17 protein-coding genes and 1 pseudogene are annotated in these 21,486 nt (G+C 64.7%); 12 read left to right on the forward strand and 6 right to left on the reverse strand.

Annotation, left to right across the window (positions count from 1 at the left end; translation table 11 throughout):
- Positions 1 to 223 precede the first annotated feature (223 nt).
- The gene (locus IPL79_03130) at positions 224 to 985 is read right to left on the reverse strand and encodes a hypothetical protein (GenBank protein ID MBK9069988.1); all 762 of its coding nucleotides are present in this window, start codon (positions 983 to 985) and stop codon (positions 224 to 226) included.
- Positions 986 to 1,044: 59 nt separating this feature from the next.
- On the opposite strand from IPL79_03130, the gene IPL79_03135 reads away from it, so the two are divergent.
- Positions 1,045 to 1,941, forward strand: coding sequence for a UTP--glucose-1-phosphate uridylyltransferase (locus tag IPL79_03135; protein ID MBK9069989.1), 897 nt, complete (start codon positions 1,045 to 1,047; stop codon positions 1,939 to 1,941).
- Here IPL79_03135 and IPL79_03140 read toward each other — a convergent pair.
- Positions 1,938 to 2,939 (reverse strand): hypothetical protein, encoded by a 1,002-nt coding sequence (locus IPL79_03140; GenBank protein ID MBK9069990.1) that lies wholly within the window; start codon positions 2,937 to 2,939, stop codon positions 1,938 to 1,940. The genes IPL79_03135 and IPL79_03140 overlap by 4 nt on opposite strands.
- Positions 2,936 to 5,574: pseudogene (locus IPL79_03145) on the reverse strand (polysaccharide deacetylase family protein). The gene IPL79_03140 and the pseudogene IPL79_03145 overlap by 4 nt, the downstream one beginning before the upstream one ends.
- A 102-nt stretch (positions 5,575 to 5,676) precedes the next feature.
- Here IPL79_03145 and priA point away from each other — a divergent pair.
- The 6 genes from priA to IPL79_03175 all read left to right on the forward strand — a co-directional run bounded on the left by priA (position 5,677) and on the right by IPL79_03175 (position 13,914).
- A complete protein-coding gene (gene priA, locus IPL79_03150) occupies positions 5,677 to 8,112 on the forward strand; it encodes a primosomal protein N' (protein ID MBK9069991.1) in 2,436 nt (811 codons plus the stop codon).
- Positions 8,113 to 8,166: 54 nt separating this feature from the next.
- The gene (locus tag IPL79_03155; GenBank protein ID MBK9069992.1) at positions 8,167 to 10,125 is read left to right on the forward strand and encodes a DUF4388 domain-containing protein; all 1,959 of its coding nucleotides are present in this window, start codon (positions 8,167 to 8,169) and stop codon (positions 10,123 to 10,125) included.
- Between the two features lie 3 nt (positions 10,126 to 10,128).
- Positions 10,129 to 10,905, forward strand: a complete 777-nt coding sequence (locus IPL79_03160; GenBank protein MBK9069993.1) for a methionyl-tRNA formyltransferase — start codon at positions 10,129 to 10,131, stop codon at positions 10,903 to 10,905.
- A complete protein-coding gene (locus IPL79_03165) occupies positions 10,902 to 12,278 on the forward strand; it encodes a methyltransferase domain-containing protein (GenBank protein ID MBK9069994.1) in 1,377 nt (458 codons plus the stop codon). Before IPL79_03160 ends, IPL79_03165 begins: the two co-directional genes overlap by 4 nt.
- A 4-nt stretch (positions 12,279 to 12,282) precedes the next feature.
- Positions 12,283 to 12,957, forward strand: a complete 675-nt coding sequence (locus tag IPL79_03170) for a ribulose-phosphate 3-epimerase (protein ID MBK9069995.1) — start codon at positions 12,283 to 12,285, stop codon at positions 12,955 to 12,957.
- Positions 12,958 to 13,137: 180 nt separating this feature from the next.
- Positions 13,138 to 13,914, forward strand: coding sequence for a hypothetical protein (locus tag IPL79_03175; protein ID MBK9069996.1), 777 nt, complete (start codon positions 13,138 to 13,140; stop codon positions 13,912 to 13,914).
- A 19-nt stretch (positions 13,915 to 13,933) separates the two neighbouring features.
- On the opposite strand, the gene IPL79_03180 is transcribed toward IPL79_03175, so the two are convergent.
- On the reverse strand, positions 13,934 to 14,989 hold the full coding sequence (locus IPL79_03180) for a glycosyltransferase family 2 protein (protein ID MBK9069997.1): 1,056 nt from the start codon (positions 14,987 to 14,989) through the stop codon (positions 13,934 to 13,936).
- A 235-nt stretch (positions 14,990 to 15,224) separates the two neighbouring features.
- On the opposite strand from IPL79_03180, the gene IPL79_03185 reads away from it, so the two are divergent.
- From IPL79_03185 to IPL79_03205, 5 genes are all read left to right on the forward strand, one after another.
- On the forward strand, positions 15,225 to 15,902 hold the full coding sequence (locus tag IPL79_03185; protein MBK9069998.1) for a hypothetical protein: 678 nt from the start codon (positions 15,225 to 15,227) through the stop codon (positions 15,900 to 15,902).
- A 272-nt stretch (positions 15,903 to 16,174) separates the two neighbouring features.
- Entirely contained in the window at positions 16,175 to 16,537 is a 363-nt protein-coding gene (locus IPL79_03190) for a hypothetical protein (protein MBK9069999.1), read from the forward strand.
- Between the two features lie 78 nt (positions 16,538 to 16,615).
- Positions 16,616 to 16,984 (forward strand): hypothetical protein, encoded by a 369-nt coding sequence (locus IPL79_03195; GenBank protein MBK9070000.1) that lies wholly within the window; start codon positions 16,616 to 16,618, stop codon positions 16,982 to 16,984.
- Positions 16,985 to 17,091: 107 nt separating this feature from the next.
- Positions 17,092 to 17,574, forward strand: coding sequence for a DUF2314 domain-containing protein (locus IPL79_03200; GenBank protein ID MBK9070001.1), 483 nt, complete (start codon positions 17,092 to 17,094; stop codon positions 17,572 to 17,574).
- A 113-nt stretch (positions 17,575 to 17,687) separates the two neighbouring features.
- A complete protein-coding gene (locus IPL79_03205; GenBank protein ID MBK9070002.1) occupies positions 17,688 to 18,479 on the forward strand; it encodes a class I SAM-dependent methyltransferase in 792 nt (263 codons plus the stop codon).
- Between the two features lie 647 nt (positions 18,480 to 19,126).
- Here IPL79_03205 and IPL79_03210 read toward each other — a convergent pair.
- Positions 19,127 to 19,885: a hypothetical protein gene (locus tag IPL79_03210; protein ID MBK9070003.1), complete on the reverse strand. Its 759-nt coding sequence runs from the start codon at positions 19,883 to 19,885 to the stop codon at positions 19,127 to 19,129.
- Positions 19,882 to 21,444: a 3,4-dehydroadipyl-CoA semialdehyde dehydrogenase gene (locus tag IPL79_03215; protein ID MBK9070004.1), complete on the reverse strand. Its 1,563-nt coding sequence runs from the start codon at positions 21,442 to 21,444 to the stop codon at positions 19,882 to 19,884. Before IPL79_03215 ends, IPL79_03210 begins: the two co-directional genes overlap by 4 nt.
- Positions 21,445 to 21,486: the final 42 nt, after the last annotated feature.

A 21,486-nucleotide genomic window follows, 5' to 3' on the forward strand; every position in this document is an offset into this window, starting at 1 on the left:
AAGCAGCTCAACGTCCTTCACTAAACAGAACCGCATTGGGTGGGGCCGGAGCAATAGATGCCCGGTGTACGGCTTCGCCTCCGCATCGCGCGTCCATGGGATGGCGCGGCCTGGCTCTGACGAAACACAAGCGTACGATTCCAGCATTCGGACACTAGCGTGTCCGCGGTCTGTCCTCCGTAATTTTGAATCTTAGATTGTGCGCTACTGGTGATCTTTAGCGCTACGGCGCGCGTTCGATGACGGCGCCATCGCGGCGTGCCAGCGCCAGCGCGGCATCTAGCTCGTGCGGGGGTAGCTGCCGTTGCGCGGTGCTGGTGTGCAGCACAATCGCATCCGGCGCCAGCACGATGCGGACGATGCGATCGTGCAGGTCGCTCGGTGGGTGTCGCGGGTTACGCTGCGCCTGGCGCCGATGCTGGTCGCGCCGCGCGGCGAGGTGGCGAGCTTGGTGATCGCCGCGACGCGCCAGCATCGCGGCAGTCGCGACGACCGCGCGAGTTATCGCCAACCCCCAAATCACCGCCAGCGGCAGGCCCCAGCCCCACCAAGGTGGGCGCGGCGCAAATGGGCTCGCCATTATCACGCCAGCAAGCAGCATGGCGACCACCGCGACCGCGATAGCACCGCCGCTCGCGCTCAGCGCTGGTTGCCAGCTAGGTTCGGGCGCTGGCGGTGCGTTATCGGGCAAGGGTGGCAGCTGCGCGCGTTCCCAGCGCGCCAGCAGCGCGTAAAGCACGCTGCCGCTCGCGAGCGCCAGCAGCAGCAGCCCCGCCACCACCGCGGCAAACGCACCCCACGGTCGCAAGGCTGCCGTTAGGTGGGTTGGCGTTAGGTCGCTGCTGGCGGCAACGGCACGCAGGCTCGCGCGCGCGGTTGGCAGCACGTTGCCCGCGAGGCATGCCGCGCTGACACAGGCGGCAAGCCAAATACCGACCATGGCGCTGGCCCAGGTGCTGCGGTCCTGCGCCGGGCGTGTGGCCATGGCGCGAGCTTATCACGGCGGCGCATTGCGTAGGCGAGGGCGATCTTTTACAACGGTGCATGGCATTGCGATCAGATGTTCGAAAGGCAGTTATTCCCGCGGCCGGCCTCGGCACGCGTTTTTTGCCGGTGACCAAGGCGGTGCCCAAAGAGATGTTGCCAATCGTCGACGTGCCGACCATTCAATTGGTGGTGCAGGAGGCGGTCGCCGCCGGGCTTAAAGACGTCATCATTATTAATGGCCGCCACAAGGGCGCGATCGAAGATCACTTCGATCACGCGGTGGAGCTGGAGGCAGTATTGCGGCAAAAGGGCAACGTGGCGCTCGCCGATAGCTTGGTGGCGCTGGCGCAATCGGTGCAAATCCACTCGTTGCGGCAAAAGCAGCCGCTGGGGCTGGGGCACGCCGTGCTGTGCGCGCGCGCCGCCGTGGGCGACGAGCCGTTTGCGGTCATGCTCGGCGATGACCTTATCGATAATGACGAGGCGCCCGCGATTGGCCAATTGGCCGACGTCTATGCCGCCACCGGCAAGGGCGCCATCGCGATCATGGAGGTGCCGGCAGGGCACGAACATCGCTATGGCATCGTCCAGGGCACCTGGATCGCGCCGGGACAGATGGCCATTGCTGGGATGGTCGAAAAACCCGCGCCTGGCAAGGCGCCGTCGAGGTTTGCCATTGTGGGGCGCTATGTGCTGCCGCCGGCGATCTGGGCGCATTTGGCCGACGGCAAACCGGGAGCCGGTGGCGAAATTCAACTCACCGATGCGCTCGCGCTGCTCGCCGATCGCGAAGGCCTGGTCGGTGTCGTCGTCAAGGGCGTGCGCCACGACGCCGGTGATCGCATCGGCTATCTGCGCGCAAATCTCGCCTACGCGCTCAAGCGACCTGAGCTGCGCGATGAGGTGCTGGCGCTGATGCGGGAGCTCGTTGGCTCACAAAATGAGCCCTCCTAAGGGCCCTTGCGCCGCGACCAGGCAAATCGCGACGCGATGGCGCGCCACGACGAACCAACCGCGACGGTGCCGCGCACGCCACCGTTTGGACCAATAATATAGACTTGCGACGCTGGCACAGACGCTGACGCATACGCCGAGATGTCGGTTGTCGAGTTGCCAAACATCGCCTCGAAGGCAAAGCCCGCGCGGCGCAGCGCGGCGAGCTGTTCGATCTTGAATTCGCCAACGCTAGCTTCGCTGGGCATGGAGTCGCGCAGGCTTGAGGTGACGCGGACGGTTCCCGCCGCGAAACCGTGCTTGGTCAGCCATGCACGCGAGAGGTCGGCCATCCAATACGGGCGAGCGGTAATGTAAACAATCTCCAAGCCTCGCGCCGCAACGGCCGCGGTCAGCGCGGGCCCGCCATCATAGGGCCTCGGGTCATAGGTACGGCGCAGGCGCGCCTTGCCCGCGAGCTGCTTAAAAAGCTCGCGGTCGGAAACAGTTAGCGTGCCGTCAATGTCGAAGACCGCCACCCGCGCACCAGGCGGTGCCACGCGCAAGCGGCCGATGGCATACGAGGCATCCCCTGCCACTGACATCGCCACGGCGTACGTGCCTACGGGCATCGCCGCCAGCGCGAAGTAGACCTTGCCATCATCGTCGGTGCGGGCGCTGCCACGCGCGCGCCACCCGGAGCAAGTGCCGATATGCAGGGTAATCGTCTCATCTTCAAGATCCTTGCCGGCGTCGCCGTAGGCAAATTTGCCGACGAGTTGGCTGGGTTGGCCTATGAGCACGATGTCATCGTGCACCATGTGCTGCGGTGACCCCATGCGAGTAAAAAATTGATAGCGTCGGTGCCGCCAGCCCGTGGGGGCAGGTGGTTTGAAGGTTGGCACTTGGCACGTCGGCGCGGCCGGCGTAGGAGCCGCCGCGGGCAGGGCGGCATCACCGTGCGCGCCCCGCGCGAGCGCCATCGCAATGATCCAAAGGCTATGAGCCGCTAACTTCATGGTTGGGTCCTCGCAAGCGTCGCCAGGCGCGCGCGCACGTACTTGGTGCCTGACCCGTTCGGCGCCAGCGCAAGATAGGTATCAAAGGCCCGCCGCGCCTCAGCCTCGCGCCCAAGGTCCGCCAGCGCATCGCCTAGATTCCAATATGCCACCGCGCGCGATGGATCGGTCGCAATTGATTTCTCGTACCAACGCAACGCCTCGGCCAGCTTGCCTTGCTTGTAGTAGACATAGCCGAGGTTGTTCATGGCCAACGCAAAATCGGGTCGCAACGCCAGCGCCGCGCCGAACTGCGCCTCGGCCTCAGCAAAACGGCCCTCGCGAAAGCGCAGCAAGCCCTCGTCGTGCAGGCGTTGCGCTTGCTGGCGCGCGCTAAGTGGCGCCGCGGGGCCAATGGCTAGCGTTGCCTGGCCTCCTTGCAAGGTGGCAACCGAGGGCGGCTTCACGCCACCAGCCGCGGTTTGAGTCTCCGCGGCGATCTTGGCGAGGAGCGCCTGCTCGTCGTCGCCAAGTTGCGGCGTCGAGGGCTCAAGAAACTGTTGGTCGCTTGGCAACTCAAACACATACTCGCCGCCTTGTGACCCAGGCAGGCTGCCAAACGCAGGTGTTTGCGATGAGACGGCCGCGACTGCCGGCGCCACATACGCGGCGAGCTCCGTCGCGGTAATCAGGCCGTCTTTGTTAAGGTCGCCCCGCCCATCGAGCGCTTGCAGCAGCGTCCACGTGAAGATTGAGTGACCGCCTGGGCCATCGTCGGAGACCATTTGGTCGGCGCCGCCCGCGGTGAGCATCTGGCGGCCGAGGCGCTTTGCATTTTCTTGCAAGTAACTGCCGCCGCGAGCCAGTCTAGGCCGCTATAGCAGGCGTCCATCACAAACAGCGCGTGGCGCGCTGCCAAGGCCTCGCTGGCGTTCTGTAGCTCACTCATGGCGATGCCCTCAGCGGCGATGCCAGCTACCGAGGCGTCGACCGGCACGAGGTAGCCCAGCTCGCGACCGCTGGCGATCGTCTTGGTGGCGCCATGGCCGGCAAAGAAGACAAAAAGGCTATCGCCGTCCTGCATCCCCGCCTCGGTGAGCCCAGTGGTTAGCAGAGCGGCAATTGCGGCGCGCGTCGCCTGTTGATTTGTCAGCGTAAAAATATGGTCCGCGGCCAGCCCGTGGCGGGCGATGAGGGCATCGCGTACCGCGTTGGCGTCGCGCACGGCATGGCGCAGCTTGGGCCAATGCGCATAGTCGTCGATACCGATCACGACGGCAAAGCGTTGGCGATAATCAGCGCGCACCGGCGCGGCCCGCCCCGTCGCGGTGGCGACGTCAAAGCGCGTGCCGTTCCATTTGGCAAATTGATAGCCCTCGGCGACGAGCTGGTCCAGCACCATCGGCAAGGCCTTGAGCGATCGCTCGTGAATGTCGTGAAATAAGATGATGCCGCGTTTTTGTTCGTCGACTTGCGCTAGCACTCGCTGCGCAATCGACTCCGCGATGGGGTCTGACCAATCAAGCGAATCGATGTTCCACATGGTCGACCGCAGCGCGAGCTCGGCGACCACGGCGCGGCCCTCGTCGCTGCCAGCGCCGTAGGGGAAGCGAAATAGCGATGAGCGGCCCTTGTCGATGTGACGCAGCAACGCGTCGGTCTTGGCGATTTCGTCGTGCAGCGCGGTGCCGCTAAGGGCCTTTAGCTTGGCATGCGAGAAGCTGTGGTTGCCGAGTGCAAAACCTGCGGCCGCAAGCCGCCGACTGATCTCAGCGCGCGCGGCGAGCTTGGGTGTGCCATCGGGGGCGACCTCGCCAAGGTTGCGCCCGACCTGAAAGAACACGCCGGGCACGCCATAGCGCTGCAAAATGGCGAGAACTTCGTCGGTGTATTGCGGGTGCGGGCCATCATCAAATGTCAGCGCGACGGTGTGGGGCGGCAGCTCACGGCCGGTAATCTCACCCTCGCTAGGCGTGGCCCGCGCCGCCTTGTCGGGCACGATCACCCCATAGTCGCGCAAGATGGATTGGGTTGTATAGATCGTCTTTAGGTAGGCGACATAGTCGCTCCACTTTTGGCGGGTGATCGCGATGGCGCGCGGCGAAAAGCGCCCCAACACACGCTCGATTTCTTTGGCATAGAGCCGCTCGATTTCGCCGATCGCGTCGAGGTCTTCGCTCGCGCGGCGATGCAGCTTGATCGCGGGCAACGTGCTGTCGCGAGCCAGCGCGGTGCGCAAGGAGGCGAGCGCCTCGCGAAAGGCCAAGCGATCCGCGTCGCGCAGGCTCGCGTCTGACTCGATATATTCGAGCAGCGTTTCAACGGCTACGAGTCGTTTTGGGTCGCCGCCGGTCATGGTGGCTTCGGCGAGGCGATCAAATTCGCCGCGCTTGTCGATGAGGTCGTGAAACACTTGTTGTCCGACCGCCAGCGCGGCCTCGCGGGCGGGCGCGGGCTGGGTATCGACGCCGTCGAGCAAGACAATCAGCTTGCGATGACTCGCCACCATTTGCTCGGCGAGATGGCGCAGTGGTTCGACCGACGCGTCACCTGACGCCATCCCAGTGGGGACCGACGGCGGGCCGTCCGGGGCGGGTTTGGCGGCAGGCGAGCCGCAGCTAAGCGCGGCCACGGCAACACTGCAGACGACCAGCATCCAGCGTAAGGCCCATGGCGCACGACCTCGAGCTGCTTGCATCGCCTAATGATAGCAGATGCGGCGAGTTCTTGCGGTCGTACCGATTTGCTATGGTGCGGCGTGGCGGCGCCTCGCTTTGTCGAAGTGGCGGTCTCGGTCCCGGTGACCGGGACCTTCACTTATGCGGTGCCCAATGCCTGGGCTGAGGCCCCCCCGGTTGGGGCGATGGCGCTGGTGCCGTTTGGCCGGCGGAAGATTTCCGCGATTGTACTAGGGCCTGCGTCGCCGCCCGAGGGGTATGAGGCACTGCCGCTGCACGAAGTGCAGGCGCATCAGTCGTTGCCCGCGGACGTGGTTGGGCTGTGCCGATGGCTCGCCGAGTATTATGCCGCGCCCGTCGGCGAGGCGCTGCGCCTGGCGACGCCGCCCGGTAGCCACACCGCGACGCGGACGGTGTATGCGTGGACGACGGAGGGACAGGCGGCATGGCAAGCCGATGGCTTTGGCATAGGTAAAGACGAGCGGGCGCTGCTCGCGGCCTTGGCGGCCGGCGGCGGCAAATTGCGGGCGCTGACGCCGTCGCAAAAGCAGGCAATGCCTGGCGCGATCACGCGCGGATGGGTCGTGGAAAAGGTGCTTGGGCAGGCCGCGGTGTCGCTCAAGCAACAAGTTATGATAGCGCTGGCGCCTGACGTGGATGTTGCCGCGGCGCAAGTGGCGTGCGGTCGCAGTGGCAAACAGCGCGCGGTGTTGCAGGCGCTGCACGAGGCCGCGCAGCAAGGTGCGGCGCAGGCCAGCGACGGCTTACCGATGCGCGTCCTTGTGGCCGAGGTGCCGGGCGCGGCGGCGGCGGTCAAGGCGCTTATCGCGCGCGGCCATGTCATCACGCATCGCACGGCGATGACGCTCGAGCCGGCCGTGGTCGCGGCGCTCGGCGGCAGCTCGCGCCCCGGCCTAAACCCGCACCAAGCCGACGCCTTGGCCTATTTGCGCGATCGCCTCGATGGCTTTTCCTGCACCCTGCTCTTTGGCGTCACCGGCAGCGGCAAGACGGAAGTGTATCTTCATGTCATCGAAGACGTGCTGGCGCGCGGGCGGGGCGCGCTCTTGCTGGTGCCGGAAATCTCGCTTACGCCGCTGGTAGCCGCACGGTTTCGCGCGCGCTTTGGCGATGCGGTCGCGGTGCTCCACTCGGGCCTCACGCCGCGCGAGCGCTACGATGAATGGCAGCGCCTGCAACGCGGCGAGGCCGTCATCGCCGTTGGCGCGCGCTCGGCGGTGTTCGCACCGGTGGCGAACCTCGGCGTCATCGTCGTCGACGAGGAGCACGATGGCTCTTACAAGCAGGACGACGGCGTGCGCTATCACGGCCGCGACGTCGCGATCATGCGCGCCAAGCAGGCGGGCATCCCCTGCCTGCTCGGCAGTGCGACGCCGAGCTTCGAGAGCTATTTTGCGGCGCAAAGCGAGCGCTATGGCCTGCTCGCCTTGCCGGTGCGCGCGGTGGCGGATGCCTTGCCCGCCGTGACCATCATCGACATGCGGCGTTACCGCGCCGAGGCCACCTCGCTGCTGACCGCGCCGCTGCGGCAGGCGCTGGCCGATACGCTGGCGAGCGGCGGCCAGAGCATCTTGCTGCTTAATCGCCGCGGCTTTGCGTCGAGCCTGCTTTGCGAAACGTGCGGCGCGCCGGTGCAGTGCAAACACTGCGCGGTGTCAATGACCTGGCACGAATACGCCCGCACCATGATCTGCCACTACTGCGGCTATCAACAACCTAGGCCGCCTGCGTGCCCTGCGTGCGGCGGCGCCTCGCTCGGCGGCCACGGCGTTGGCACCGAGCAAATTGCCACCGCCATCGCGGCGCAATTTCCCACCGCGCGCATCGGGCGGCTCGATCGCGACACCGGGCGGCGCGAGGCCATCGAACGCGTCTTGCAAGACGTCGAAGAGCACGCCATTGATATCCTGGTCGGCACGCAGATGGTCGCCAAGGGCCACGACTTTGCCAACGTGACCTTGGTCGGCGTGCTGTGCGCCGATATCGGCCTCTCGCTGCCTGATTTTCGCGCCAGCGAGCGCACGTATCAATTGATCTCACAGGTCGCCGGTCGCGCGGGCCGCGGCAAAAAGGGCGGGCAGGTGCTCATCCAAACCTACCGGCCCGAGGCGACGTGCATCGCGTTTGCGCAGCAACACGACTACCCCGGATTCTATGCCGCCGAGTTGGCGACGCGCGATGAGCTGGATTACCCACCGCGCGTGCGCATGTTTGCCTGGCATATCGATGGTTCGGTAGATGCCGACGCGGCGCGCATCGCGGAGGCCTTGGCGCAGTCGCTGCGGCGGCATGCGGGCGAGCTGGTCTTGGTTGGGCCGGCCCCGGCGCCGCTGACACGCCTCAAGGGGCGGTTTCGCTATCAGCTGTGGGGGCGCGGCGCGCCGGAGGCGCTTAAGGCCGCGCGCGCGGTGCACGCCCACTTTATGGCCAAACGCGGGGTGATTCCCGCGGGCGTGCGCGTCACGCTCGATGTCGACCCGGTTTCGACCTTGTGAAAAGCCTGGCCGGCGGTGCCAAGCCCAGGCGTTGCTTGTTACAATAAAAGCGGCATGGATCTTCCGGCGGGGCTTACGATACTGGTCATCGCCGATGAGCCCGACGCGCAGCTAATCTTGGAGATGCTCGCGTCACCCGGCGTGGTCATTCACCGCGGCGATGGCACAGATGAAACCCTGGTATTGGCCGAACGCCTGCATTTTGACTCGGTCGTGGTCACGTCCTCACTTGCGGTGGGAGACGGCACCGCCATGGTCGGAGCCTTGCGCGACTTGGTGCGGCCACGTCCATTTCATGTCGTGCTGGTTGGCGACGCCGACGGCCCCATCCGCACCGCGGCCGATGCCAGCGACCTAATGATCGATCGCTTTGTCGGGCGGCCACTCAATCGCAATGGCCTGCGCTTTGCGGTGGTCCCACGCGAGCTGATGGGGCAGGCAAGAGCCACGCCATCGTCGCAGTCGCTTGCCTCGGTACCGGCGGCGTCCGACTATGCGATGGGCGCTGATGAAGAAGACGACGACGGCGACGTCGACGAGTCTGATACCGACGACATGCCGTTTCGCCGCCGTGAGCCGACGATCGCCGCGCGCCCGCGTGGCCGCGTCGCCACCCTTGATCTTCACGACGAGCGCCATTCGACGATACCTGGCACGACCAACCAAGCAGGACGCGCCGACGCCAGCCGCGCCGAACCAGGCGTGCCGATCGCGATCACCACGGGCGACGAGAGCTATGGCGAAAAGCTGCGCGAAAAAATGGCCGAAATGGCGCGCCGACTGTTCCAGGACACCCCGGCCGCGCCTCGGCGCCCCACGCCGCGCGTCTCAACCGATGTCGATTTTGCCGCCATCGACAACGCCATGAACACCGCGTCCCCGCAGGATGCGCGCTTTCCGCGCGACCACAGCGATCTGCACATGAGCTCGGTGCCCGCCGCGTCGTCGGGCCCAGGCGGCGCCATCTCGGCGCTCGAGACCGGGCAACTCGCCGTCGGCATCAGCGACGCGGCGACGCTGATCGCGCGGCTGTGGCAGCGTGATTTTACCGGGCAGTTAACACTCACCGCGCGCGCCGAGCCGCCGCTGCATCACCAGCTCTTCTTCGTCGCGGGGCGCTTGGTCTTCGCGGCGACCAGCGCTCCGCAATTTCGCCTGGGCGCGATTTTGGTGCGCGAGGGTAAATTGACGGCGCAAGAGGCGAAGCTCGCGTGGGAAGAGGCGGCGCTTTCGGGGCGCCGTCACGGCGAGGTTTTGGTGGAGCGCGGCCTGATGAAGCGCCGCGAGCTCTTGCCCGCGTTGCGGCGGCAGCTCGAAGCCATCGTGTTTCACGCCTTTGGCTGGATGGAAGGCACGTACGTCGTCGCGCCCGACGTGGAGTCGGGTGAGCGCGTGCTCCTGACGCGTCATACCCTGGCCTTGCTCGCCGAGGGCATTCGGCGCAAATGGTCGCCGGCGGCGCAGGCGCGTTGCCTGGGCGACGAAGACACCCAGTTCGAGCTCGGCGATCGGCAAAAGCTTGGGGAGCTCTTAGTGGCCGCAGATCTTTCGCAACACGAGCGCGACGCGCTGCTCGCGATCCAGGGGCGCCAGGCGGTGCGGCAAATTGAGGCGCTCGACGACGGCGCCGATCTGTTGGCGCTGGTGTGGTTTGCGGCGTGTTTGGGCGCGGTGCATGTGTTTCGCCCCTTTCACGAGGATGCCGTCTTGGTGAGCGATACCGATTTGGCGGTCGATCGCGCGCGCATCACCCGCCGGCTAAAGATGGCCAGCCATGGCGACTACTTCGGCTTGCTCGGGCTGGGGCGCGATGCGACGCGCTTTGAAGTTCGCCGCGCGTACGAGGCCGTGCGCCGCGAGTTTGCGGCGGAGGCGTTCCCAGTCGCAATTCGCGGCGAGATGGCGCGGGAGCTGGCGGCCATTGCCCGCGCGGTGGACGAGGCGTATGGCGTGTTGGTTGACGACGTGTTGCGACAGGCGTATGCAATGCAGCTTTCGCCATCGCCCGAGTAGACTATGCGCATCGTTTTTATGGGCTCGCCGGCGTTCGCCGTTCCCTCGCTGCAGGCGCTGGCTACGCGCGTCGAAATTGCCTTGGTGGTCACCCAGCCCGACAAGCCAAGTGGGCGCGGTCGCACGTTGACCCCGCCGCCGGTCAAGGTTGCCGCGCTGGCCGCGAACGTGCCCGTCTATCAACCCAGCTCGGCCAAGACGGAAGAATTTCTCGCGACCATGCGCGGCACAGGCGCGCAGCTAGCGGTCGTTGTTGCCTACGGCAAGATCTTGCCACAGGCGGTGCTCGACGCCTTTCCGCTTGGCTGCCTCAACGTGCATGCCTCGTTGTTGCCGGCGTACCGCGGCGCCGCACCGATTCAGTGGGCTGTGATTAATGGCGAGAAGCGTACCGGGGTGGCGATCATGCAGCTTGAGGCTGGGCTCGACACCGGTCCCGTGTTTGCCACCACCGAAGTTGAGATCGGCGCCGCGGAAACCTCCGGGCAGCTTATGGATCGGCTAGCGATGGTTGGCGCACAAACCTTAGTCGATAGCTTGCCCGCGATCGCTGCTGGGACCTTGCCCGCCGTCCGCCAAGACGATGCCAAGGCGACCTATGCGTCGATGTTTCGCAAGGGCCATGGCGGCGTCGATTTTGCACGCCGTGCGTCGCAGGTGGCGGCCTTGGTGCGCGGCGTCGATCCATGGCCAGGTGCCGAGGTCGCCGACGCATGCGCGCGAGCGAGCTGCTGGCGGGGCGCGGCCTTGCCTTGGAGACAGATTGGAGACGCCCGATGACGCCATCCTCCGCGCGTGAGCTAGCTCGCACCGTGCTCGCGCGGCTGCGCGCCGAGGACGTCTTGGCCAGCGAAGCGCTGCACGACGCTTTTCTGCAAGCGGGCACCGCATTGTCCGCCTCCGACAAGGGGCTCGCCACTGAGCTTGTGTACGGCGCCTCGCGCCATCGCCGATTTTTGCTGCATGTGCTGGCGCAGTACGCCGACTTGGCGCCAACCAAGGCCGCGGTGCTCGATATCTTGTTGCTTGCGGCCTACCAGATCGTCTTGCTTGATCGCGTGCCGTCGTTTGCGGCCGTCGATGAGGCGACCCAAATGGCGGGGCGGCGCCACGGCGACGAGGTCGCCGGATTTTGCAACGCCGTCTTGCGCAAGGTCGCGGCGGCGAGCGCACATTGGCGCGAAGCGCAGTCCTCGCTAACCCCGGCCGTGGCTTACTCGCTACCAGACTGGATGGCGGCCGCCATGCAAAGCGCGCTCGGCGGCGACCTTGCGCCAGGTGCGGCTGGGTTTGCGGTGCCCGCGCGCCTGGGCCTTCGTGTCCATGCGCAGCGCGAGTCGGCGGCGCAGGTGTGCGGGAGGCTGGCAACCGATGATCCGCAGGCGGCGCCGGCGCTTGTCGGAGAAGTTCCAGGCGCGTTGACGGTAAAGTCACTTGGCAATCTGCGCCAACACCCACTTTTTGTAAGCGGGCAGATTGCGGTGCAAGACGTCGCGGCGCAGCTCTGTGGCCACATGCTCGGGCCAAAGCCTGGTGAGCGCATCCTCGACATGTGCGCGGGCGTCGGCGGCAAGGCAACGCAACTTGCGGAGCTAGCGCCCCAGGCACAGATCGACGCCAGCGACATGGCCGAGGCCAAGCTGACGCGCCTGGCCGAAAGCATCGCGCGCCTTGGCGTCACCAATATCGCGGCGACGCAGCGCGATTGGCTAACCAGCAGCGCGGAGCAGCTCGCCGCAATTGCGCCGTACGACGCCGTCTTGCTCGATGCGCCGTGCTCGGGCCTGGGCATCATGCGCCGCCACCCCGAGATTAAATGGCGCCGCAAACCCGAGGATCTCGATCGCGCGGCTGCCACCTCACGCGCGCTGTTTGACGTCGCGGCGCAGCTTGTGCGGCCGGGCGGGCGCTTGGTATTTGCCGTGTGCACGTGGACGCGCCGCGAAGGCCCGCGCCAGCTCAGCGAATTTTTGGCGCGCCATCCCGATTTCACGCTGTGCTCGCGGGACGAAGTGCTGGCGGAGGCGGGTGCGTTCTTGGCACCTTACCTCGCAGCCGACGGCACCTTGGTGACCTGGCCGCATCTGCACGACTGCGACGGCTTCTTCGCGGCGCGGCTGCGGCGGGCTGGCGGCGCCCCCGTGGTAGGCTAGCTCGGTGTCGGCCACAATCAAAATTGCGCCCTCCATGCTGTCATGCGATTTCTTGCGCCTAGGCGCCGAGACGCAGGCGGTCGCCGCGGCGGGCGCTGACTACATCCACGTCGACGTCATGGACGGTCACTTTGTGCCCAACCTAACCATCGGCCCCCCCATTGTCGCGGCGCTGCGCCGCGCCACCACGCTGCCGCTCGACGTCCATTTGATGATTGCGGGCCCCGAGCGCTGGGTCGACGCCTATGCCGACGCCGGCGCCGATCTTATTGGCGTGCACGTCGAGGCCTGCACACACTTGCATCGCACGCTGCAAGCCATCGCCAAACGGCAAAAAAAGCCATGCGTGGTGCTTAACCCGGCGACGCCGCTCGAAGCGGTGAAATGGGTCTTGGGCGACGTCGCGATGGTCTTGCTCATGTCGGTCAATCCAGGCTTTGGCGGCCAATCGTTTATTCCACAAATTCTCGATAAGGTTGCGGCGCTGGCGGCCATGCGCGCGGCCGCGGGGCTAAGCTTCGACATCCAAGTCGATGGGGGGGTCACGGCCGATAACATTGGCGCCCTCGCGCGCGCCGGCGCCAACGTATTTGTCGCGGGTACAGCGGTGTTTGGCCGCCCCGATTACCGCGAGGCGATTGTCGACTTGCGCAATGCGGCATCGCGCGGCGCGAGCTAAGCGCGCGGGTCTTTTGTGGTGAGCCTTGCAGACCCCATGCGGGTGGGGACTCCTTGGGAGGTCATGGTTTATTGAATTTGGTTCGCCCTGAGCGAAGCTTCAAGACCTCGCAATTACATCGGTTAATCGCAGGACACGCCTCGTTTGCCGCTGGCACGCAGCTTGCTGTTGTAGCTATTCATGACGAAACACAATTCTACGTTTGCTGCATTTTTTTTCGGGACAAGCATGGCCTTGGTCGGCTGCATCGACGCTCCATCCAACGAGGTGGGCGACAAGGTCGACCGCACCACGGCCATTTCATTGCTCGGTGAGTCCACCACCGGCATTTTTGACGTCGTCGCGTTTGATGACGCCAAGCTACGCATCGCGTCGCAACTCCGCTTCGAGATTTGCTCGGCGCAGCCGTGCGAGGTCACGCCAAGCGGCCTTGTTACGCCGCTACGTCCCGAGGCGGATGGCTATCTCGTAGCCGGCGCCGTGTTTGCGGATCGGGCAAGCCTGCGCGTCGACGCCGTGTATCGCGGCTCGCGTACGTGGGGCGATGGCTCGGGCGATCTCTTTTCGCTCTCGATGGCCGCCGGTAAGTATCGAGTTTGCGCGGTGCAAGATACCCTTGCCGGGCCGCGGTTTGGCGAGGAATTTTCCGAGGGCGCGGTGACCGTGCCGACCTGGCAGGGCGGCGCCCAGCTTGGGCAAGCGAGTGACGTCCTCGCACAGGGGCTCGACATTTCTGAGCGCATCGAGGCGACCGAGACCGCGGCCAAACGGTGCAGCGACCTAGATTATGTGATCACCAATATCGAGGGGCAGGCCCTGCTTGCCGACGCGCTGGTGCACGGCGAGGTCTTGGTGCGCGCAACCCCTAGCGTGGACGCGCAAAAGGCACAATACGCGCATCTCGGCATGGTATATGTCCGCGAAAACGCGGCCGTCGCAGGTAGCCAGGCTCACTAATCATTGGGGACTCGGCGCGCTACGAAAGCGCCGCATCTTCGGCAGGGTCGCTAGGCGCGGCACCTGCCGTTTCTGCATTTTGCCAATCGCCATGCTGGGCATAGTGATACAGCCCCATCGCAAAGCCTGCGCCGTGCGAGAAATGCAAGACCGGAAACATGCCCCATGCCTGCAGCACGCCGCCAGGGCCGTGCTTTCGCGCGACGCGAATGGCCTCCGCTAGGGAGATGGCGCCATAGGCCGCGGCTGCCGGCAGCGCGAGCGAGCGCAGTGGCCGCACGGCGACGAGGCCGGCAAAGCCGACGAGCATGGCAAAGGGCGCGACCGAGCGCGGTGCGTCGATGCGTTTCGTTTTGAGCATCGTGCGCGCGCGGCCCATGCCGTAGCGATAATACTGTTTAGCCAGGGTGGCAAAGCTGTCGCGCGGGTAGTAGTGGACCTCGATGTCGCGCGAGAGATAGATCTTGCCGCCGTTTTGGCGAATGCGCCAATTGAGCTCCGCATCCTCGTTGGTGACTGCATTGGGATCGTAACCGCCCACCGCGACCAAGGTGTCCTTGCGGAACGCGCCTAGAAACACCGTATCGACAAAGCCTTCTTGCGAGGCATCGCGATATTTCGCGCCGCCGACCGCTAGCGGGCTGGAGAGCACCGACGACAAAACCTCTTGAAACGCCGTCTTGGCCTTGGGTCGCTGCGCGCCGCCTACATTGTCGGCGCCGGTGGCCTGCAGCACCGCGACGCACTGGCTGACGTAGTTCGGCGCATACTCGCAATGTACGTCCATGCGCACAATCACCTCGCCGCGCGCGTGGGAGAGCAGGCGGTTGAGGCCCGGGGCCTGCAGGCGCTCCGGGTTATCGATGACGACGATGCGCGGGTCATCGGCGGCGATGGCGGCGATGCACGCCCGCGTTGCATCGGTCGAGCGGCCATCGGCAATGAGCACCTCGATGCGATCGCGCGGGTATTGCTGCGCTTGAATCGAACGCAGGCAGGCGCCGATGTAGGCCTCTTCGTTGAAGGCGGGCATGACGATCGAGACCATCGGGAGGGCGGCCAATTCTGAGCGCATCGGGAAATTATGGTCGGTAGGCGGCGCGGTGTCTATGCGGTCGGGGCTGAGGGGTGCGCCCCCGGTGACGTGGAGGAAATTCCCCCTGCGACGGAACGCTCATTAAATAATTACCTCAATGAAATTAAACAATTACGTCAATCTGCAATCGGGCCTTTCGGCGCAACTCCGCTAAAACTAAGAAAAACTCTTGGCATGGCGCCTGCATTAGTACTTACGCAAGAGGATAAAGACCATGACCAAACGCAATTCCCAATCGCTGTTTTCCACCTGCCTTCTCACGGTCTCTGCTGCCGCCTTATTTGCCGGCTGTGCAAGCGACGCCTCGCCCCAGCAAGAACAGAATGTCGAGCCGCTTGGCTCGATCACTTTGTGCCTCGACGTCGTCGCCGGCGTTTGCGCGCTTGCCAGCGACCCCGCGGCCTGCGAAATTGGCCTTGGCGGCATTTGTCCTGATGTTATCTCCGTCGATGTCGCCACCTGCGAAGCCAAGTTTTCAGGCGCCTGCGAATCCTATGGCATTGGCCAGGCCGAGTGCGGTCTCGCCGCCACCAAGGCCTGCACCAGCTTTACCACGCCCGGCGTTTGCTACGACGACACCTTCAACGCCTGCATCAGCCTTGGCGGCACGGACGCACTCTGCGACAGCGTCGCGACCGCGTTGTGTAGCAACCCAACCGCCGTCACCTGTGACCAATTTGTCGACAAGCTCTGTGCCGCGATTCCGCTTTCCGTAACCGACTGCGATGCGGCCCACCTCGCGCTGTGTTCGACCAGCACGCCAACGCCGACGACGCCAACCCCACCAACGACGCCACCGTCCACGCCAACGCCAACTACCCCAACCCCGACGCCTCCTCCATCGCCTGGCACCCCCGTGCCACCAACCGTGTGCACAGCCGTGATTTGCTAAGCGGCACGCTACACCACCGCCTCAATGTCTAAGGCATGCTTCCGCAACGCGCGGGCGCATGCCTTAGGTCGTTTTCGGGTGGGCCACCTCAGCGCGCCATTGCTCAGCCTGCCTGCCTATCGCACCGACTGGGGCGCTCCCCCACAAGCGAGGTGCCAGCCCCTCGCGCGTATCGCCAATTGCGCGCGTAAGTGCGCGGGATCCGGGGCCAGCGCGATGGCACCACGGTTGCATTACCTGTTGGTGTCCGCAACTAGCACAAGGAAAACCATATGAGCGAATATCTAGGTAAAGCAATCGGTACGGGCCTGCTTCTCGTTGGCTGCATGATCGCGTCCAAGACCGGTCTTATCGGCGGCAAGACGTACGCCGATCCTCACAAGCCCATCGAGATTTTCACGGCATGGCATAAGGACGCTTGCGCCTGCGTCGACATGGCGTGTGCCGAAACTCAATCTACTCGCCTCGACGACCTGATCGACCAAAATCCCCTCTACGAAGGGTATGTCTATAACGCCGCACAATCGCACGTCGACGCCGGCAACGCCTGCCTAAGCAAGTTGATTGCGGCCGCCCAGGAGCGCCAAGCCAAGCCGGCCAAGCGCGCGACCAAATCGAAGAAGTCCCGCAACTAATCTATCAGCTGTCGCCGCGAGCCTCGCGGTGACGCCCCAAACCATCCACATCTGTTAGCGAAGCAATAAGGAAACCAAATGAATCAAAAAACTATGAAAACCATCGGCGGCGGCATCTTTATCGTGGGCATGGCCATCGCGGCCAAGACCGGCCTCTTGGGCGGCGCCGCGGAATACTCTGCGGCTGCGGCCGCCAAGCCCGTGTTGGTGTTCGAGGCCTGGAGCAAAGACGCCTGCGCCTGCGTCGACGTGGCCTGCGCCGAAACCCAGGCCAAGCGCCTCGACGAGCTCATCGACAAACACCCCGCGCAAGAAGGCGGCATCTTTAGGGCCGCGCAAGCCCACGCCGATACCGGCGCCGAGTGCATCAGCAAGGTGCTAGCGGCCGGCGACTCCGCCGCCAAGGCCGCCGAGCCTGCACCCAAAGCCAAGAAGTCGCGCAAGTAGGCGCGAGCCCGGCGTGAGCGACGAATTCGCCGGACATCCGGCCAGTACGGCTTGTTAAACGACTCGCACAAGAAGCAGCAATGAAACCACACCTTCTAACAATTGCAATGTTGCTGGCAGTCGCGAGGTGCGACGGCAAAACCGAAAAAAAGGCGAAGATGGCGCCGGAAGCGGCGCCGACGGTTCACATGGTCTCGGATGAAGATGTGGATATGAATAGCGCCATGAAGACCGCGCGGGAGACCCTGGATAAGTTCAACGCGGCGCTAAAGAGCAAGAACCCAAAACTCGCTAATTTTGCGATCAAGGTGCGGTTTGACGCGCCAAGTGGCGGCGAGCACATCTGGGTCGGCGAGGTTTCATTAAAGAAGGGCAAATACTCTGGGGTCGTCGGCAATGTGCCCGAGCGAACCACCGCCGTTAAACTCGGCGACACCATCGAGATCGTCAACGATAATATCAGCGACTGGATGTACCTCGAAGGTGGCAAGCTGCACGGCGGGTACACGATCCGGGTGCTAAGAAAACGCATGTCCGACGCCGAGCGAAAACAGTTCGATCAGGACAGCGGCCTCATTATTGAAGATTGAAACCCGCGCCATACACTTAGAGAGGCAACCCAAAGATGGGTTTGATCGCATTAGTTTCCAGGTGCGCTGCCCAACGTTGAGCGCCTGTTATTGACGTGAGGTAGAATCGCGGCGTGGCGGCGGTCGACCCAGATGACTTTCTCGCGCAGGCGCACGCGGCCGCGCCAGGCCGGACGGCGGCCGTCTGGCGGCAGGGCGTCATTGATGGCGCCAGCGGCAATACCTATCAATGGCTGGCGGAGCAACTGCGGCATTGCCAGCGCGTGCTCGACGTTGGCGGTGGCGACGGCGCGCTAGCGATGATCGCACAGCAGAGTCGGCGGGCGGACGCAGCAGGACAAGCGTGGACCACGCTCGACATGTCGGCGGCTGAGCTGGCGTTGTGCGATCGCAACGCCACCGACGTAGCGCAGGCAAACGCGCAGGCCATGCCGTTTGCCGATGCGAGCTTTGACGGCATGGCGTCGCATCTCGGCGTGACGGTGATGTCAGAGCCGGCGCGCGTGATCGCCGAAATCGCACGCGTAATAGAATCCGGCGGAACGTTGGCCCTTGTCACCGGCGGCGGCCCCAAGGTCGGGTCGCTGCTCGAATCGGCGCTGGAGCTGGCCTTACCGTTTGCCGGCGACGTGCCGCGCCTTGGCAGCACCGCGCTGCGCGATCCGCAGAAGCTGCGCGCGATGTTCGCGCCGACGCTGTGGCGCGACGTGCAGCTTGCAGATCTAGTCATCGACTTCCCGCGCGACCTCGTGCTGCCGTGGTTGCTCAGCCAATACGAATTTGCGTCGCTCGATGCTGCGGCAATCTCGCAATTGACGGCCATCATCAGCACTCACGTCGCCGCCGCGCCAGCCGACTTGCGCGCTACCGCAGCCGTCATTGGCCTGGTTGCGATGCGTTCATGATGAATCAGTCCGCCCACGCTAAATCCGAGAGATCGTTCTTAAGGCCTTGAGCGGGAATGTTAAGGAACCGCAGAGCAAGGTTGGCGTCTATACGCAGACCACTGCCAAAAGGACCTTATGAAGAAACTTCTATTCCCTATTATTTTGTCTCTCTCGACCTTCACGTCCGCCGCGGCGGGGGGGGGGCCAAGCAGCGGCCCCGGCGGGCGGGGGGGGGCGGGGGGGTTTGTTTCGGCCCCGCCGAAGAAAATAGGGCGTCCACAACTCCAGGGCGGGAGCCCGCCGGGGGGCGGGGGTACGGGGGCGGGAAGGAGGGGGGGAAAGGGGGAGTGGTCAGGGAGGCCCTGGGACGTCGTTTGAAAAAGATACTGATTTTATTTCGATCTCAGGCGACAATTATAAATGTGAACCCGGCAAGTCCGCGCAAATTGACGTGAAGCTTGACCCTCCAACGGGGACTAAGTCCGCGAAAGTGTTTGTCACACAAGTTCATAGCGTCGGCAAAGACGGATCGTCGCTCGAAGAGATGTGGGGCTTGGAACGTTGGGACGCCTGGCCCGAGGCAGCCAAATAGCACGTAATCTAATCCTCTAACCGATATGCGCGCCACCGCGGCCGTCATCGGCCTCATCGCGATCCGCGCGTAACTACGCCGCTTCGGCGGCCGGCAGCGGCACGGACCATTCGCTCGCGAGCGTCACAGGCTCGGGGAAAAATAGATAGTTCGCGGTGCACGGCGCGCCGGCGTACATGTTGGCCCATGGGCCGGGGTTGTAGTCGGGGAGGGCGGCGGAAATTTCGCCGAAGTCTAAATGGCGCAGGCCATACGCGGGCAGCAGCGTTACTAACTTTTGCATGCGCGGAAGCAGCGGCGGATCGAACACGCCCGAACGCGTGAGTTGCGACAGCCACAGGCCGCTGCCCCACGCCTCATCGGTGTACGTCGCACCAATTGCGAGCTGTTGCACGGCGGCCACCGGCGCCAAATGCGAAATCGCCAGGCGCAAGTACATCTCGCTCACCGGCTCGCCCGGCGCAATGCCGGCAAGAAACGCTGGCGGCACCGCAGCTGGCACGGCATCAATGCTGCTGGCTACCGCAAACTCGGCGATGCACGGCGCGCGGCCCATGCACAAAATATATATAAAGTCGCAATGCGGCGCCTCGAGAGCATCGCTGGGCGGATTTTGCTGCACAAACACCGCGGCGTTGAGCTCCTGCGCTAACTCATTTGCTAGGCCGTGCAGCGAGTCGCTGTCGAGCGGACCGCTCACTGCCTCGCGCACCCAGTCGCCCCATGTCTTGGTCGGATACAGCGTGTCTAGCGCCGCATTGAGATCCGCGAACATGTCGCCTTTCTGATCGTCGCAACCGGCCTTGCCCTTGCAATTCGTGCATCCGCTCATACTGCACCTTCGCCTTCAAGCAGCGCTTTAATCACTGTGGCATCGCCCTGCAGCGCGACGCACTGCATGTACGTGGTCAGGCCGCGCAGGCCGCCGAGTTCCTGCCCGCCGCCAGCGCGACCAGGGCCGCCGTGTAGCAATTGCGGCAACGCCGTGCCGGGTCCGGGCGATTGCGCCGCCATTTTTTCCGAACCCATATACAGCCGGCCGTTGTGCGCCGCGCCGTGCTGCACATAGCCGCGCACCCACGCGCGGTCATCGCTGTACATCGAGGTAACCAGGCTGCCGCCGCCGCGACCGACTAACGCTGCCGCCTCGTGCGCCTCGCCGTCGTAGCCGGCAACGGTTGCCACTGGGCCAAACACTTCGTTCGCATGCATTGCCGCACAATCGGCCGCGCGTGGCGCAACCCGCAGCACCGCGCCGACAAAATACCCTTTGCCCGCGGGCACATGCTGCGGCGTCACCGCGCCCGCCTCGCCAAACACCGGCTGCGTGCTTTCAGCCAAACGCGCAATGCCGGTGAGCACATCGCGTTGTTGCGTTTTTGTCGCAACCGGCCCCATGCGGACGCCTTCGTGTGCCGGGTCGCCAACCACCACCGCCGCCAGCCGTTCGCCCAGCGCATCGCATACCTCGCGCAGGCGATCGTGCGGCACCAGCACGCGGCGAATGGCCGTGCACTTTTGTCCGGTTTTTTGCGTCATGTCGCGCGCGACATCGGCGAGAAACAGTCCCCACGTCTCGCCGCCAACTTCAACATCTGGCGCAAGCACGGCGGCGTTGACGCTATCGGCCTCGGCGCACAGTCGCAGACCGCGGGTGGTGACCGCAGCATGCGATCGCAAGGTCGCGGCGGTATCGCTCGAGCCGGTAAACGCCAGCACGTCGCGGCCATCGAGCAAATCGGGCAGGCTGCGCGCCGAGCCGCAAAGTAGTTGCAACACGCCCGCAGGTAACACCGGCGCCGCGAGCTCGACGACTCGATGGGTCACAAGGCACGTCGCCGTCGCGGGCTTGCCAATGATCGGCATGCCAGCGAGCAGGGCCGTGGCGGCTTTTTCGGCCAGGCCCCATGCTGGAAAATTGAACGCGTTAATCAATACCGCGACGCCCGGCTTGGTCGCGTAAACGTGTTGCCCGACCAAGCGCGCCGTGCGCCCAACCTGCACCGGCGCGTAATCGGGCAAAAAATGCGTGTTACCTAGCATCTTGGCGAGGTCGGCGTAATACGAAAGCGTGCCGCTCGCGCCGTCGATATCAAATTTGGCATCGCCGCGCGTATTGCCGCCATTGGCGATCGCCAGTGTTATCAATTCCTCGCGCGCATCGGCGATCGCCTTAGCAAACGCCGCCAGCAACTCGCCGCGCTGTGCAAACGTCAGCGCCGCCAGCGCCGCCGCGCCATCGCGCCTGGCAAACGCCACCGCGCCCGCTAAATCGTAGCCTTCGGCATGCACCTGCGCCAGCGGGGCCTCGGTGGCGGGATTCACCAAAATTGTGGCGTCGCCGTGGCCGGGCTGCCAGCTGCCGCAGAGAAAGCTCGCGAGCGTTTTCATCGCCTTAGGTTGTAGGCCAAACGCGCCAACTGAGGTTGGTTC

The sequence above is a fragment of the Myxococcales bacterium genome (genome assembly GCA_016716835.1).
Taxonomy (GTDB): Bacteria; Myxococcota_A; Polyangia; order Haliangiales; family Haliangiaceae; genus JADJUW01.